At 30.6% G+C, this 15,363-nt stretch carries 15 protein-coding genes; 10 read left to right on the plus strand and 5 right to left on the minus strand.

Annotated features, from left to right (window positions below):
- Positions 1-28: 28 nt before the first annotated feature.
- The 5 genes from ACZ49Z_RS18265 to ACZ49Z_RS18285 all read left to right on the plus strand — a co-directional run bounded on the left by ACZ49Z_RS18265 (position 29) and on the right by ACZ49Z_RS18285 (position 6,890).
- Positions 29-2,560 (plus strand): zinc-dependent metalloprotease, encoded by a 2,532-nt coding sequence (locus ACZ49Z_RS18265; protein ID WP_464305734.1) that lies wholly within the window; start codon positions 29-31, stop codon positions 2,558-2,560.
- Positions 2,561-2,767: 207 nt separating this feature from the next.
- On the plus strand, positions 2,768-4,285 hold the full coding sequence (locus ACZ49Z_RS18270; RefSeq protein ID WP_464305735.1) for a TROVE domain-containing protein: 1,518 nt from the start codon (positions 2,768-2,770) through the stop codon (positions 4,283-4,285).
- Positions 4,286-4,376: 91 nt separating this feature from the next.
- Complete coding sequence (locus ACZ49Z_RS18275) at positions 4,377-4,997, plus strand: hypothetical protein (protein ID WP_464305736.1); 621 nt, start codon at positions 4,377-4,379, stop codon at positions 4,995-4,997.
- Positions 4,998-5,517: 520 nt separating this feature from the next.
- A complete protein-coding gene (locus tag ACZ49Z_RS18280) occupies positions 5,518-5,943 on the plus strand; it encodes a hypothetical protein (protein ID WP_464305737.1) in 426 nt (141 codons plus the stop codon).
- A gap of 449 nt (positions 5,944-6,392) precedes the next feature.
- Positions 6,393-6,890, plus strand: coding sequence for a hypothetical protein (locus ACZ49Z_RS18285; protein WP_464305738.1), 498 nt, complete (start codon positions 6,393-6,395; stop codon positions 6,888-6,890).
- 478 nt (positions 6,891-7,368) lie between these two features.
- On the opposite strand, the gene ACZ49Z_RS18290 is transcribed toward ACZ49Z_RS18285, so the two are convergent.
- The 4 genes from ACZ49Z_RS18290 to ACZ49Z_RS18305 all read right to left on the minus strand — a co-directional run bounded on the left by ACZ49Z_RS18290 (position 7,369) and on the right by ACZ49Z_RS18305 (position 10,774).
- Entirely contained in the window at positions 7,369-8,475 is a 1,107-nt protein-coding gene (locus ACZ49Z_RS18290) for an AAA family ATPase (RefSeq protein WP_464305739.1), read from the minus strand.
- Positions 8,456-9,166 (minus strand): RNA ligase family protein, encoded by a 711-nt coding sequence (locus ACZ49Z_RS18295; protein WP_464305740.1) that lies wholly within the window; start codon positions 9,164-9,166, stop codon positions 8,456-8,458. Before ACZ49Z_RS18295 ends, ACZ49Z_RS18290 begins: the two co-directional genes overlap by 20 nt.
- A 230-nt stretch (positions 9,167-9,396) precedes the next feature.
- Entirely contained in the window at positions 9,397-10,119 is a 723-nt protein-coding gene (locus ACZ49Z_RS18300; RefSeq protein WP_464305741.1) for a sterol desaturase family protein, read from the minus strand.
- Positions 10,120-10,198: 79 nt separating this feature from the next.
- Positions 10,199-10,774, minus strand: coding sequence for a Crp/Fnr family transcriptional regulator (locus ACZ49Z_RS18305; RefSeq protein WP_464305742.1), 576 nt, complete (start codon positions 10,772-10,774; stop codon positions 10,199-10,201).
- An 87-nt stretch (positions 10,775-10,861) separates the two neighbouring features.
- Here ACZ49Z_RS18305 and ACZ49Z_RS18310 point away from each other — a divergent pair, with 87 nt between their 5' ends.
- On the plus strand, positions 10,862-11,377 hold the full coding sequence (locus tag ACZ49Z_RS18310) for a hypothetical protein (protein WP_464305743.1): 516 nt from the start codon (positions 10,862-10,864) through the stop codon (positions 11,375-11,377).
- A 215-nt stretch (positions 11,378-11,592) separates the two neighbouring features.
- Here ACZ49Z_RS18310 and ACZ49Z_RS18315 read toward each other — a convergent pair whose 3' ends face one another.
- Positions 11,593-12,609 carry an alkaline phosphatase D family protein gene (locus ACZ49Z_RS18315; protein ID WP_464305744.1) on the minus strand — a complete coding sequence of 339 codons (1,017 nt, stop codon included), beginning with the start codon at positions 12,607-12,609 and terminating at the stop codon, positions 11,593-11,595.
- A 354-nt stretch (positions 12,610-12,963) separates the two neighbouring features.
- Between ACZ49Z_RS18315 and ACZ49Z_RS18320 the strand changes: the two genes are divergently transcribed.
- From ACZ49Z_RS18320 to ACZ49Z_RS18335, 4 genes are all read left to right on the plus strand, one after another.
- Positions 12,964-13,548, plus strand: a complete 585-nt coding sequence (locus tag ACZ49Z_RS18320; RefSeq protein ID WP_464305745.1) for an aspartyl/asparaginyl beta-hydroxylase domain-containing protein — start codon at positions 12,964-12,966, stop codon at positions 13,546-13,548.
- A gap of 67 nt (positions 13,549-13,615) precedes the next feature.
- Positions 13,616-14,350: a hypothetical protein gene (locus ACZ49Z_RS18325; protein WP_464305746.1), complete on the plus strand. Its 735-nt coding sequence runs from the start codon at positions 13,616-13,618 to the stop codon at positions 14,348-14,350.
- Positions 14,351-14,397: 47 nt separating this feature from the next.
- A complete protein-coding gene (locus tag ACZ49Z_RS18330; RefSeq protein WP_464305747.1) occupies positions 14,398-15,072 on the plus strand; it encodes a hypothetical protein in 675 nt (224 codons plus the stop codon).
- 38 nt (positions 15,073-15,110) lie between these two features.
- Positions 15,111-15,287, plus strand: coding sequence for a hypothetical protein (locus tag ACZ49Z_RS18335; RefSeq protein WP_464305748.1), 177 nt, complete (start codon positions 15,111-15,113; stop codon positions 15,285-15,287).
- Positions 15,288-15,363: the final 76 nt, after the last annotated feature.

Here is a 15,363-nt window from a genome sequence, read left to right on the forward strand (position 1 = left end):
AAACTATACGTTAACAACCAAAAAAATTATGTTTAAAAAAATTACATTAATTTCTACTTGCTTATTCTTGTTATGTAGTATTAACGGTTTCTCCCAAAAAAAAGAAAGAAAGAAGAAATCGAAAGATAAAATTACTACAGAGGTTAAAAAACCAGAAGACAAAAAAGGACCGAAACCATACAATAAAGTGGTAGATTCTACTGCCATTACTCAAAATGGTTTAATTAGAATTCATAAATTAAAAGAGAAATATCTTTTTGAAATTTCCGATTCTTTAATCGGAAAAGAGATCATGACCATTACACGCTATTCTAAAACACCTGCTGGTGGTGGCATTTTTGGTGGAGAAGAAATCAACAGACAAGTTGTAAAGTTTGAAAAAGGACTAAATGACAACATCCTTCTTCGTTCAATTACCTATGTAATCATGACACCCGATGAAGACAAACCTATAACTCAAGCGGTTAAAAACTCTAGTTCTGATCCAATTATAGGTAATTATGAAGTGCTTGCCTATAAAAAAGATACTGCTGGAAATACCACTGGATATGTAATAGACATGACACCTTCTTTTGATGCAGATGTACAAACTTTTTCATTAAGTCCAATTAATAAACAATTATTAAGCATTCAATCATTTCAAAAAGACAGATCGTTTATACAAAGTATCAATAGTTTTCCAATCAATACAGAAATTAGATCGGTAAAAACATTCACAACAGAACCACAACGAATTTCTAGATCACCTAGTCCAAAAATTGGAGTGGATTTACCTTCTGGGTTAGATGCTGGTGTTGTTACCTTAGAGCTCAACACATCGATGCTATTGTTACCTGAAAGACCAATGCGAAAAAGAGCCTTCGACAAACGTGTAGGTTATTTTGCAAATCACTATGATGTTTTTGAAGAAGAATCTCAAAAAGCAGATAAATCCGTTTTTGCAGTACGATGGAGATTAGAACCAAAATCTGAAGAAGATGCAGAAAGACAAAAAAATGGAGAACTAATTGAGCCTAAAAAACCTATTGTTTATTATATTGACCCTGCCACTCCAGACAAATGGAAACCTTATATTAAACAAGGTATCGACGATTGGAAAGAAGCTTTCGAATTTGCTGGTTGGAAAAATGCAATTCGTGGTGAATATTGGCCAGAGAATGACCCAACAATGAGTTTAGAAGATGCACGCTTTTCGGTGTTACGCTATTTTGCTGCAGACATTCCTAATGCCTATGGTCCAAATGTGCATGATCCAAGAACAGGAGAAATATTAGAAAGTCATATTGGCTGGTATCACAATGTAATGAGCTTGTTAAGAGACTGGTATTTAATTCAAACGGCTGCTGTAGATCCTAATGCAAGAAATAAAACTTTTGATGATAAACTTATGGGCGAACTAATTCGTTTCGTGTCTTCACATGAAGTAGGACACACATTAGGATTGCGTCATAATATGGGAGCAAGTTTTGCTACACCAGTTGAAAAACTTAGAGATAAAGCATTCCAAGAAGCAAACGGACATACTTCTTCAATAATGGATTATGCTCGTTTCAACTATGTGGCACAACCAGAAGACGGCATTACTAATTTATTTCCAAGAATTGGAGATTATGATAAATGGGCAATTAAATGGGGCTACTCCTATTTTGATGGAGCAAAAAATGAAGACGAAGAAAAAGCGAAGCTCAATGAAATGACAAAAGAAGCCTATAAAAATCGCCGCTTATGGTTCGGAACAGAAACAAGTCCGTATGATCCAAGGTACCAAACAGAAGATTTAGGTGATAATGCTATGAAAGCATCCGATTATGGCATTAAAAACCTGAAAAGAATTCTTCCTAATTTAATTGAATGGAGTAAAGAAGATGGTGAAGATTATTCAGAATTAGAAGGATTATACGGTTCACTTGTAGGTCAGTTTAGGAGGTATATGGGACACGTTACCAAAAACGTAGGTGGAATTTATGAAACTCCAAAAACCTATGATATGGAAGGTGATCTATATGAAGTTGTCCCTTCTAGTATTCAAAATGAAGCGGTTTCTTTCTTAAACAAAGAATTATTCAACACGCCTACTTGGTTATTAGATCAAAATATTATTGCTAAAATTAATCCAGATAGTGGTGTTGAAGCGATAAAAAGCATTCAAGACAGAACATTATCTAGCCTTTTAGATGGTGATCGATTGGTTCGTTTAATTGAGACATCATCTTTAGACAAAAAAAACTATTCTGTAGATGAATTAATGAGCGATTTAAGAAAAGGCATTTTCTCTGAATTAAAAACAAATGCTCCGATTGATATTTACAGACGAAATCTTCAAAAGTTATTTGTTGAAAATATTATATCTGCTTTAGATAAAGACAAAAAAGCAACAGCACGATTCAACAGAAGAACAATTAAAATTAGCGAGACAGATATTCCTTCAATCGCTAGAGGACAATTATTAGAATTAAAAGCGCAATTAAAAGTTGCTGCAAACTTAAATAAAGACCGTTTAAGTAAATTCCATTTATTAGATTTAGTTTCAAGAATAGAAGCTGCTTTAGATCCAAAATAATTAAAAGAACATCCATTTTAAACCGTTTCATTTTTATGAAGCGGTTTTTTTTATTTTATCAACAAAACAAACAAACTGAAAATCAATGTTTTTTAAAAAAGTAAAACTTTTTTTAAATTATTTTTTTACTACGCAAAATAATTACGCACACCGTTTTGAATATTTGTACCGTCGATAAGCGACATCATTTAATTTAAAATGTAAACCATGAAATTTAATTATTTTAACAAACAGAAAAATGTAACTTCTAATTATGAAGGAGCAAAAGCTTTTACTTTAAATCCAGAAATGGAATTATACACAGCAGTGGTAACAACAGGATTAAATGATGTTACTTACGAAAAAAATACAGATCGTTTGGCTCGCATTCAAAAACTAATTGCGCAATGCAATCCAGAATTCACCGCCAAATTAGCAATCTACGTGCGCAACCAAATGTATATGCGTTCCATTCCAATGGTTTTAACGGTAGAATTAGCCAAGCATACCTATGGAAACAGTATCGTAAAAAACACAGTACAAGGTGTGGTAAAACGTGCCGATGAAATCACCGAATTATTAGCCTATTATCAAATGGCAAATAAAAGAACAGAAACTAAAAAATTAAATCGTTTGTCGAAACAAATTCAAAAAGGTTTAGCAGAATCATTTAATAATTTTGATGAATATCAATTTGCCAAATACAATCGTAATGGAGCTGTAAAATTAAGAGATGCCTTGTTTTTAGTTCATCCAAAAGCAAAAGATGAAAGCCAACAAGCGATTTTCAATAAAATTGCAAGCGATACATTAACCACACCATATACTTGGGAAACCGAATTGTCCGATGTTGGTCAATATAAATATGAGAATGAAGCCGCTAAAAAAGCTGCATTCAAACAAAAGTGGGAAGATTTAATCGATAGTAATCGAATGGGGTATATGGCAACAATGCGTAATCTACGAAATATTATAGAAGCAGAAGTGTCTTTTGCACATATTGATAAAGTTTGTCAATATTTAAGTAATGAAAAGGCTGTAACTAATGCAAAACAATTACCTTTCCGATTTTTAGCAGCCTATCGAGAAATCAAAACATTGAAATCGCGATACACAACAATGATTTTAGAAGCATTGGAAGACGCTGTGATGCAAAGTGCAAAAAACATAAAAGGTTTTGATGGAAACACATCTGTTGTAATTGCTTGTGATGTTTCTGGTTCAATGCAACAGCCTATTGCACCAAACAGCAAAATACAATTATATGATATCGGTTTAATGTTAGGTATGTTAATGCAATCACGATGCAGAAATGTAATTAGTGGAATGTTTGGAGACAAATGGAAAATAATCAATATGTCCAATCGAAATGTATTAGCAAACGTACAAGAATTTTACCGTCGTGAAGGTGAAGTGGGTTATTCTACTAACGGATATTTGGTAATCGAAGACTTAATCAACAGAAAAGAAATTGTTGATAAGGTTATGTTATTTACCGATGTGCAACTATGGAATAGTAACCAAACCAACCATACGTTTGAAAATTCATGGAATAAATACAAACAGATTGCACCAAAAGCAAAATTATATTTATTTGATTTAGCTGGCTATGGACAAGTGCCTTTAAACATCAAAAGAAATGATGTTTACCTAATAGCAGGTTGGTCTGATAAGCTATTTGATGTATTAGATGCGCTTGAAAAAGGAGACAGCATTTTAACAAAAATTAAAGAAATTATCATATAATTTAACAAAATTACAAATTTGGAATAGTATTTGAGGTATTTTCCTCAACCTAAAAAAATAAATTACAAATAGTATTTACATTGAAAAAAGTATGACAACTAAAGAAAAAAATTATTACGAAAACATTACTACAAATTTAATTGGACAAAAAATCTCAGAAGTTTATTATGAAGAAATCAATTATGATGCCATAATTGATTTTTGGGAACATTCTACAGAAATTCATTCTATCGACATGAATGTAATTTTTAAATTAGAAAACGAGAAAATTATACAAATTAAATGGGACAACGAATTTCACTGCTTTGGAGTCAATTTAGAAATTTTAGACAAAATGAAGCCAAAACAAGATGGCATGAAAATTATTAATATTTCAAATCACCCAAATTGGTCAAAAATTTTAAACAAAAAAATAACAGGAATTACTGTTTTTTGGGACATGGTTAACTGTATTGAAAAGACCGAACTTAAAAATAACTCTGAAGGTAAAAGTATAACAAAAAAAATACCGCAAACTTGGGAAATAGACGTTGAAAATGAAAAACTTTGGATTTCAACTTTAGAAATCAATGAGGGCGGACACGATTACTACTGGTCCGATAACCTAACCGTATTTTTTACAGAAGCAAGTCTTCAAAAATATGAATTGATTGAAAATGCTGATGAAAATTACATTCTTCGTGAAGAAATAATCATGAGTAAAGTTAGCTAAGAAAAAAATCAAAAAGAAAAGATGTCGTAGAAAAGAGATCCTTCGAAACTAGTCAGACAGGTAGGTTCGATTCCTACACTTGTTTAAACTATCTAGGATAGTACTCAAGATAGCTTAATGGTAAAAGCAACAAAGCCTTTTTCGCTTTTCACTCTTTTCTTTTTGATTATATTATACAACAAACAAGTATTCTATAAAAGAGCACCTTCTTTTTTATCGCTAGAGTCGTAAGTCCTATCTCATATAGTTAGTAGTAACTATTAAAAAAACTATCTCTTTTTGCTTTTTTCTCCTATTTTTAAATCACTAACGTAAAATAGTTGCGTAGTTAAATAATAGTTTTGCAGCAGAAAATATAAGATGTCGTTATAAGGCGTGTTCCTTCGTTCCAAGATAGAAATTAAAACACCTTTAGACTATTACTCTTATAACCAAAGAGTGCCGTGGTAAAAAGTTACTTCGATTCCAACAAAGACAAACTTTTTACATTTTTTGCCTCTTTATTTTAAATTAAGAATAAATGAATGATAAAGAAATAATAATTAAAAATTTCATAGATAATTTTGTTCATAAGGACAAAAAACAAAGATGCTATTTTGAATTATTAGATCCCAAAAAACGAGGTAAATTCATAAATAATTTGAATCATAAACGTTTTACTTTTTTAAATAGCAAAAAGTTTAAAAAGATAGAAAAAGAGCTTGATAATCTATTAGAAATAGAAAAAAATATAAATTTTAAAAAACAAGAATTTTATTATGTTATTTCAAATCACAATAAATTTGATGATAAATGCATTAAACTTCAAGATTTTTTTAGTGAAATATATTGGTTTGGTTTAGCAACATTGGTAATAAATAATTCTGGTAATAAGGTATTTCTAAAAATGGAACAAGAAAATGGAAAATCAGAAAAATATATTGGTTGCATAAACTATGAAAACTAATCACTAACGACTAGTCACTAATTACAAAAAAACAACAAGTGTCGTAGATAAGTGTTACTTCGCTTTTAACGACGTGGTCGCGGGTTCGAATCCCGTCTCTTCCACAAAGAATAACAAATGGGAGAGTAGCTCAGAGGTAGAGTACGATATGATCACTTATTGCTTTTTGCCTTGTTTTTTTTAACTAATTACTAATCACTAATCACTAAAAAACATCAAGTGTCGTAGAAAAGAAATACTTCGATTAAGGGTACAACGTTTCAGGTTCGATTCCTGATTCCAAGAGGAATGGTGTAATGGTAACACTTTGTAATATAGTATCTTTTCGAAAATTACCTTGGTTTTATTAAGATGGAAGTTAGAAGTAGGAAGAAGGTTTTTTACTATTTAAGTTGTTGTTATTGTGAAAGTAATATTCAGTCTTTTTCTGAAAATAAAATTTAAAAATAATGAAAGTAGACAATGAAACTTATAATTATTCTCGTATCGTGAATAATCAAGAATTCAAATATGAATTAAAAATTATTGCTCGTTTTAATGAAAATTTAGTACAATGTCCAATTTGTGGAGCTTACCAATGTTGCGGAACTAGAGATAAGTTTATTTGGGCAGAATTTGAAAATGAAAAACTAGCAATACATTTTGAAGATGGTGAATTTGAAAATTATTTATCTAATTGGCACTTTGATGGAATTACTGAAGATGAATATAAATCATTGCCTAATTTCCTAAAGGATTTTAATGAATGTAAAGGATGGAATAATGATGATATTAATCCAAATTCAATAATAGATGCTATAGATTTTAAAAATGCAATGGAGGTAATTAAAAATTCGAAAAATGATGAGAATATTGATATATTTTTAACCAATTTTTATCCAATAATTATCGAATTTATTGATAGAGTTATTAAAGAAAATAAAGAGCTCAATATAATAAATCACTAATCACTAAGTACTAAGTACTAAACAAAAGAATGTCGTAGTAAAGTGATACTTCGTCCACATTTGGGGAGGAATAGTGAAGTTGTAAAACCAGCAAGACTATCCAGTTCGACTCTGGCAATGACATGCCCCGTTCACTTTGCGAATTTTACTTCTTTTTCAAAAGAGTGCCGTGGCAAAAAGTTCCTTCGATTTCAACAATGACAAACTTTTTACATTTTTCGCCTCTTTACTTAAACAAAAAACTTCATTTTTGAGCTACAAATGGGATGCTTACAGCAATATTGTGGTTAAGGTTTAGTGTTTCTCTTTTTTTAGAATCAAACAAGCTTCAAAAAACAACTTAAAACCTCTAACCTATTAAACAATAGCAAAAAGACTATAATTAATACCTTTTCGTATATAATTCCTTTTGGGGGTAAACCCAAAACAAATTAAAAAATAAAATCTGTAGCAAAAGGAATATTTGCTACAGATTTTTTTACTTCTCTTCATAATAGTACACCTCATGGGCTTCAAAGAGACTTGGTGGTTGCCATTTTAGTAACATTTTAAACAAAACGGCTTCGGGGACTTTTTTTTCCCGATTATGATTTTGTTGTAACCACTTTTTATATGGTTTTTCAATATAATGAATCACAACTTTGGCTTTATAATCGGTAAATAATTCAATGAGTTGCGCACGCATTAATTGAGACGTATTTGTAGCATTCCAAACAAAATCTTGTCCAGAAGCTAAATACTGTTTGGCTCTTTTTTTGGCTTCTTGCACTACGCTACCATTTCCAGCAGTGTCTGTTGGTGCTACTTTCAATTCAATACGCAAAGCATCTAGCGAAACAATAGGTAAATCTAAATTCTGTTTAATAAAATAATCTTTTCCCATGCCAGGTAATGCCGACAATACATGAACGGTAGCTTTGTAACTATCGAAAGGCTCATAATCAGGATACATTTCGTCTGTATTGAAATAATGAAAACGTCCTTCTGAAGTAGTAAATGCTCTTGGTTTGCCAAAACAATTATGCTCTTCACACATCATTTTAAATAGCGTTACCCTATCTAGCATTTCCTTTTGATCGGCACAGATTCTTCCTAAAACATCCGCTTTTGCTAAAATGTATAACCATAGTGTATTGGTTTCTAAAGCAACTTTTAACAATTCCTTTTCTGGATTTTTCTTTTCCATTAGCCAAATAGGAAATCCGTGATAGCGCACCAAACCAACCAGTTGTTCTCTTTCTTTCACGGTTAATCCTCCTTTTTCAAAAAGAATATTCCGAAAGGTAAACGCTCCTTTTTTAGCATGACCTGGTGATAGTATTCTACCCTTTTCTTCTACAGTAGTACTTCTTTTTTCAATATCATGAGCCAAAGCAGCCGCAAGAAGCATTTCTTGTTCCCAAGGTGCTAATTGTTGAAATTCCTCCAAATCTTGCATGGCTTGTAGTACCATTTGTGTATGTATGGCTACATTCCCTTCTGCATGATGGATGCTATCTTGTGGCACCGATTGCATATCGGCTACCCAAGGAAACTCTTTTTCAAGAGCTTCCCAATTGCTATAATTATTTGTAAGTGTCCACATTTCTTTCCCAATTTAAATTTGCTCTTTTCCAGTTTCTTGTCCAATGTTCGTCTGTTTTTACATGATTCTTTCGAACATATTTAAAAACATTTTTGTAGAAATCATCTACTAAATAAGCGTTTGTATTTCTTGCCACTACACCTTCCATAGTACATGGTTGTTTGGTAAAGGTATCCAAGGAATCAAAACGACTGGGTTGCGCAATTGTGTTTAATATTTTTTCTTTAAAACTAGCTTGTGTTTCTTCTCTTGGTTGAATCATATCCAAAACTGGAACTGTAGGCAATTCAAGTAAATTAGCATAAAAAACAACTTCTTCCCAAGATAACCAATACTCCTTATGTCTTACTGCAAATACGTAAAAATGTTTGTCGATATTGGGATACTCAATGGAATGAATTGCATATAGATTCTCTCCAAAAATTTCCAAATCATTTAACTCATTACGTATGAATTGCCAGTATTCTTTAAGATAATTTGCCCAAGGATGTAGCGTGGGTGCAGCATGCGATCGTGAAAAAACACCATACTGATTGAGACAGGTGTTTTCACCGTCTAATTTTTCCGTGATTAGTAATTCAGGAATTTGTTGTATATAGTCCCAATAGTCATGACTGATTCTGTCATCGCTGGTTGTTCCAGGTGAAAAGGGAAAGTGATACGTTCTATTGTATTTTTTTGATAAACTCATTTGTGTAATTTTTATATAATATTGACATAACAAAACTTCCTCATAGTTTATGAGGTGAAGTCAATGGGGTTATATAAAAAGTATTACACTGTAAATAGTCTTAAAAGGTTGAAAACTTGATTTATCAATTCTAAAGTGCAAAAGTAGTCTTTTTTTTAATTTAAAAGACGATTTTACTAATTTCACTAATTATTTTGTAAAAATTAGTGAAATTAGTATTCAATAAACTCTTATTCTTTATGCACATCTTTAAACTGCATCATGTCTAATAGCCGTTGTTCTTTTTCATTGTCGAATCCGCAAGTAGATTGAAACTCTTTTGGATTTTCATAGGTTCCAAACAACATATCCCACCAAACAATATCTCCATAATTATTAGTATGTTTATTGTATTCGTGGTGAATGCGATGCATTTCTGGTCGTTGAAAAATATAACCAATCCATTGCGGTGTTTTTACATTCGTATGATAAAAAAACTCTCCCAAAGCTGTAAACAAAGTATAAATCGCACCTGCTTCGACACTTAATCCTAAAGTAGTAAAAACTAAAAGACTACCAATAATGGAATTTATTGTCATTTCTAACGGATGCTTATAGAACGAAGTAATAACTTCTAAACGCTGTGGACTATGGTGTATTTGGTGAAAATGTGTCCAAAGAAAATCGATTTTATGTCTCCATCTGTGCCACCAATAAAAAATAAAAGTGGCAATAAAATAGGCAATCAAACCACCAAAAAAAGGATTCACATGCGCTGATAAATGAAATAATGAAATTTTTGATAACCAAATCTCCCAAGTATATCCTGCCAGTGTTACCACTCCTAATTGAATGAAGTTAACAGCCAATACACGAATGGTCCAAGTAGGTACTTCTGGTAATTCCCACCCAGGAATTAGGCGTTCTAATATAAAGCAGAAGCCAAATACAATAAAAATAATAAGTAATGTCATGATAATTTGTTTAACAATTCAATACCACAAAAGTATCGAGACAACTATCTTCGATTGATGCACCTAAGTTAACAAATCACTACAAAATTCTTTTTCTTATTCTGCTTAAGGATTGAGGTTTTACGCCAACATAAGAAGCAATAAGATATTGTGGAATACGTTGTGCCAAATCTTTATAATGCGTTAAAAAATAACGATAACGTTCTTCGGGCGAATAACGGTGTACTGTTAAAAGTTGGTTCACCATAATAATAAAACGATGTTCAATAATAATTCGACCTAATAAATTGGCACTGGGAGCCGTTTGATACAATCGTTGCAAAGCATCATAATCAATCACTAAAAACTCACAATCTTCAAGCGCTTGTATGTTTTGAATGGACGGTTGTTTTGAAATAAAACTAGCATAATCGGCTACAAATTCTCCTTCTTTTGTAAATTCTAATGTAGATTCTTCCTCATTTCTGAACACAAAATAACGCACCAAACCTTTGGTCAGAAATCCTAATCGGTAGTTTATAGCTGTAGCTTGTAAAAAATACTCGTTCTTTTTTAAAGAAAAAGGCTGAAATGCTTTTCTAAACAATTGTTCTTCTTCTGGCTGTAGCGAAGTAATTTGTTTTAAAGTAGTTAAAAGTTTTTCAAAGGAATCCATGGTACAATACTACGGAAAATTGAGAGGAATAAAAATATGTTAAAGAATTTAATTTTTATAAATTTACATTCTTAACTTTTAATGATTATGGATCAACTCACTTATAAAATAAACTTAAAACCAGATGATGTTACTAATTTTAATAAATACTTTCCTAGCAAGATAACAAAAAAACATTTAAATAATGGTTTCTTAATATTTGTTGGTTTAGCAATAATTGCATATTTTTTTAAGGTTTTAATCTATTTTCTATCTTTAGTTTTTGTTTTAGTTTTAATACTATTTTTTTACTTATATATAAATCAAAAAAAACAAAAAAAATCGAATTTAAAGAATAAAGATAAACTTTATAATAATGAGTGTTTAATTACTATAAATTTTGATAAGATCGTATATGGTATAAATAATATGGAATTTAAAAACTTAGTACATATAGTAGAAGATGAAAAGGTTTACTTTTTTAAGTATCAAAAACAATTTAAAAAAAGGTATGTCTATATAATTATTCCAAAAAGAGATATCAATAATCTTGAATTTAAAAACTTTATATTAAAAGTTCAAGAAAAACATTCTTTTAGTTGGGAAAAACTAAATGAAGAATAAAACAGTACAAACTTATTTGATCTAATTCTTCCTACTTTAGATTTTTTTTATGGGATGCTTACTACATGACAAGATTATGGCTTTGGGCTTATTTTTTAGACCTGAACTTTACATAAAAACAAATCCTTTTTTTTATCCTTATTATTAAATCAATATTATTTTTATATAACACTTATTTTTTACAAAATAGTTCGTAATAATTAGTAAAATTTTAATTAATATACTTGCTTCATTTCACCCAAAACAACTCCCTCATTTCCAACAATTTTAAATACTACTTCTTTTTCTTTAAAATTAAATGTAACCAATCCAAAGCTTTTAGATGTTATCACCTCTCCTACTCTATAAGGGTTAGGTTCTCCTGAAAAATTGGTACTTGAATGTGTCAAACCACTACTAGTGAAATCAATTACTGGATAGGACAAACCATTCACTTCTTTTTTAGAAAATTCCGAAATATGTCGGTCGCCCGATAAAAGAATCACTCCTTTAGCATTCGAATCTACTAATAAGCGTTCTAATTTATCCACTTCATGGGGAAAATTGCCCCAAGTTTCATAGCCATGCTCATTAGAAAATACTTGAATGCTACTCACAATAACGTTAAAATCGGCTGTACTATTTTTTAATTGTTCCTCCAACCATTTCCATTGGGTTGCACCTAAAATGGTTCCTTCTCCATAAACATTGGGTTGGAATCGTTTTCTAGTTACAGTATCTTTTGTTAGTGCCGTTCTAAAATAACGCGTATCCAAAACTAGGACTTTTACTGTTCCTTCCGCTAACGTATAATCGTGAACAGCATAAACGCCTTCTTGTTCGCGTCTCGGGCTATCTTTGGCAACACCCATAAAATCTAAAAAGGTTTGCTGACTTTCTTTTTTGGCTTTAAATTCTATTCCTCCATCATTTAGACCGTAATCATGGTCGTCCCATGTGCCAATTACAGGAACCGTTGCTTTTAATTCTTGATATCCTTTCACTGCATTTTGAGCATCATATATTTTTTTTAGCTTAACCATGTTATCGGTATCTGCATACACAATATCGCCTCCCCAAATCCAAACATCTGGATTTTCGTTTAGCACATCGTCCCACAAAAGATTCTCAACTTTGTGCTTGTTGCACGAACCGAACGCAATGGTAAAATGGAATTGGTTTTCCTCTTGTGCATAAATTGAAAAGGAAACTACTAGAAAAAGGATGTATAAAAACGGAAGTACTTTTTTCATTTTGAATAGTATTTGTAGTACAAAAATAGCGTTTACAATTGGCTTTTTAGAAAAAAACAGCAATTTAACGCTGGCTTCAATTATAAAAGAACAAATTACAATAAAGAAGTGTTTTCTACACACAACTTAAATACTGTGACAATTCCAAATCTGTTTTCAAAAACGTCACGATTTCTGTGACAAAATGCATTTTATTTTAAATTTGCCACATTTTCTGTGACAAAAAGCATTCTTGCTATAAAAAAGTCACAAAGAAAACACGTATTTATACCTATTGCATGCTAAAATTAGAAAGATTAGATTTGTGATAAACAAAAAAGAATCATTCAATGCAATTGAACTAAACTATTCATCATGGAAACCAAAAAACAATTTAAAGATAGGATACAATTACCCTTTACGTTCGATGTTTCAAAAATGCTTGAAGAAGCACAAGCCTTAAAGCAAGAGCATTATGAATATTACAAAGTGATTCAATTGCGTGCTCCAGCACATTTGGTAGATACATCCTTGCCTTTTCCTCCACCAGCAAGCGATTATGCCGATGGTTCTTGGACTGATTGGTTAGATACTCCTTCATTAGAAAAATCGCCCTATTTAAAAAGTATCATTGATACCTTTAGTCAATATACAACGGTTAATTTGGTTCGATTATTATTTTTAGCCCCTAATTCTGTGGTTAAGGAACACACCGACCCAACATTAGGCTTGGAAGAAGAAAAATCGATGATTCGACTAACCATTCCTATAGATAATAATGAGGGCGTTTCGTTCTATTTAAATGATACCTTAGTCCCCATGAAAGTAGGAGAATGTTGGTATCTACGCTTAACAGATAGTCATCGTGTTATTAATGATGGTGCTACAGATCGTATTAATTTAACGATAGATGTGATTCCTAATGATAAGATTATTGAGTTGATTGAGAAGGGGCAGTAAATTCATTTTTAATCTACGAAAAATAATTGCGTAGTATAAAATTACATTTGTTTTATAAAATTAACAAATGGACTTAGCTGCAATTATTTCAGAAGCTTATGAGATATTTAATTATCCAAAACCAATTAGCATAAATAACGTTTGTACTAACGATTGTTGCATGAATCCTGAAGAAGCTAAATTATTAATAGAACTTCCTTTAAACGAAATTCCTGTTTCATTAATCCATCAATACAATGATAACGCTCAAGCTTTATCTTTAGATATAAATGAATTCAAATATTTCTTACCAAGATATTTAGAACTAATAGCGTCTTATGAATTTACATCAGCTATAGATAATTCATTAAGCTTGAAAAATTTAAATTTTAAAACCAAATCACTTTGGCAAAATGAAAAGGAAAAAGAATGTATTATTAATTTTTCATTAGTATTCTTTCAAGATTATTTGCAATCTTCAATTTGCTATAAAAATCAAGACTTACTTGAAATTTTGATTCTATTTTATACTGCTGAAATTTCAATTGAACCTTTATTATATATTTTGACAAATATTTTAGATACAGTTGCGATTATGTCAGTTGAACATTTGGTAATGAATGAAATAAATAATAGACGTACAAAAATAAGTGGAGGATTTATTACTCCTGAATTCTCAGATAAAATAATGGAGTGGTTAAGAAATAACAAAAACAATATTCTAAAAGCAATAGAATATCACATTTTTGAGAATACTTTATCTGAAGACGATTTACAACGTTTGAGTTATATGTATGATTTTTTGAGAATAAATGAGTACTAGTAATTGCGTAGCGAGGAAATAAATTTGTATTAAACAATTAATAAAAAATGAAAATAGAACTTATCCCAGTACTTGAAGTAACCTATTTTGATCAAGAAATTGAAACACCTAAATGTGGAGGACCTTATTGGGAACATCCTCATGAATGGGAATTTTATAAAATTAAGTGTTTACAAAAAGCAGGATTTAAAGATGAATTTATACCTTTTGAAAAAGCATCCAATTTTTATAGAGCAATCGATATTTCAGAAGATAATTTATTAAAGATTGTTAATGATCATTTAGACACTGTTGGAAATGATAATTGGGATGAAAACGATGTTATTCCCTTAGTTGGAGGTTATGTTTTAAGAATTAATGACGAGAACAAACTCTTCCCTCAATGTTGTTGTGATTTAAGCATTATTGAAAATTGGGAATCCATCATAAAAAAAGAAGAGAAAGGTCAGTTTTATATTGGACATCCAACTCCTAAAGTGGAAATTAAAGACAATGTAATAAACTTCATTTGTAATTTAGGAGATGAAAGATTTACACCACCAGTAGATGATGTTATTAGGGTTAACTTTTCTGATTTGACTTTAGCATATAAAAAAGCTTTAGAAGAACTTAAAATTTTAGAAGAAAAATTAAAGAATATTGAAAACAAATTGAAATATAAACCCAAAGAAGCTGCACTAACAAATATTTTAATTTATCAGAAATCTGAGTTAGATAATTAAATTTTAAAGTAAAAGTTAATTAAACATTTACAGTACTAATGAACTATATAAATGATGAGTATTTTCTAGACCATAAATCTAAAATAATTTATAAAAAATCAATAATTTCTCATGAAAAGATAACTGATTTAAATGAAAATGAAGTCTTAGAATTAATAAAAATGAAGATATCCAATTATGTATTCATTCAGAACAAAACAAACTTGATTGGATAGAAAGAAACAAGACAGACGGAATACTAGAGAGAATAAAAAATCATATAAATCATTGGGATAATCAAAAAGATTTTAC

It is taken from the genome of Flavobacterium sp. KY-23415, from assembly GCF_055384985.1.

Excerpts from the sequence above, each read along its gene's own strand:
- ACZ49Z_RS18265 (WP_464305734.1), top strand. The coding sequence starts at position 29 with ATGTTTAAAAAAATTACATTAATTTCTACTTGCTTATTCTTGTTATGT.
- ACZ49Z_RS18270 (WP_464305735.1), top strand. The coding sequence starts at position 2,768 with ATGAAATTTAATTATTTTAACAAACAGAAAAATGTAACTTCTAATTAT.
- ACZ49Z_RS18275 (WP_464305736.1), top strand. The coding sequence starts at position 4,377 with ATGACAACTAAAGAAAAAAATTATTACGAAAACATTACTACAAATTTA.
- ACZ49Z_RS18280 (WP_464305737.1), top strand. The coding sequence starts at position 5,518 with ATGAATGATAAAGAAATAATAATTAAAAATTTCATAGATAATTTTGTT.
- ACZ49Z_RS18285 (WP_464305738.1), top strand. The coding sequence starts at position 6,393 with ATGAAAGTAGACAATGAAACTTATAATTATTCTCGTATCGTGAATAAT.
- ACZ49Z_RS18290 (WP_464305739.1), bottom strand. The coding sequence starts at position 8,475 with ATGTGGACACTTACAAATAATTATAGCAATTGGGAAGCTCTTGAAAAA.
- ACZ49Z_RS18295 (WP_464305740.1), bottom strand. The coding sequence starts at position 9,166 with ATGAGTTTATCAAAAAAATACAATAGAACGTATCACTTTCCCTTTTCA.
- ACZ49Z_RS18300 (WP_464305741.1), bottom strand. The coding sequence starts at position 10,119 with ATGACATTACTTATTATTTTTATTGTATTTGGCTTCTGCTTTATATTA.
- ACZ49Z_RS18305 (WP_464305742.1), bottom strand. The coding sequence starts at position 10,774 with ATGGATTCCTTTGAAAAACTTTTAACTACTTTAAAACAAATTACTTCG.
- ACZ49Z_RS18310 (WP_464305743.1), top strand. The coding sequence starts at position 10,862 with ATGGATCAACTCACTTATAAAATAAACTTAAAACCAGATGATGTTACT.
- ACZ49Z_RS18315 (WP_464305744.1), bottom strand. The coding sequence starts at position 12,609 with ATGAAAAAAGTACTTCCGTTTTTATACATCCTTTTTCTAGTAGTTTCC.
- ACZ49Z_RS18320 (WP_464305745.1), top strand. The coding sequence starts at position 12,964 with ATGGAAACCAAAAAACAATTTAAAGATAGGATACAATTACCCTTTACG.
- ACZ49Z_RS18325 (WP_464305746.1), top strand. The coding sequence starts at position 13,616 with ATGGACTTAGCTGCAATTATTTCAGAAGCTTATGAGATATTTAATTAT.
- ACZ49Z_RS18330 (WP_464305747.1), top strand. The coding sequence starts at position 14,398 with ATGAAAATAGAACTTATCCCAGTACTTGAAGTAACCTATTTTGATCAA.
- ACZ49Z_RS18335 (WP_464305748.1), top strand. The coding sequence starts at position 15,111 with ATGAACTATATAAATGATGAGTATTTTCTAGACCATAAATCTAAAATA.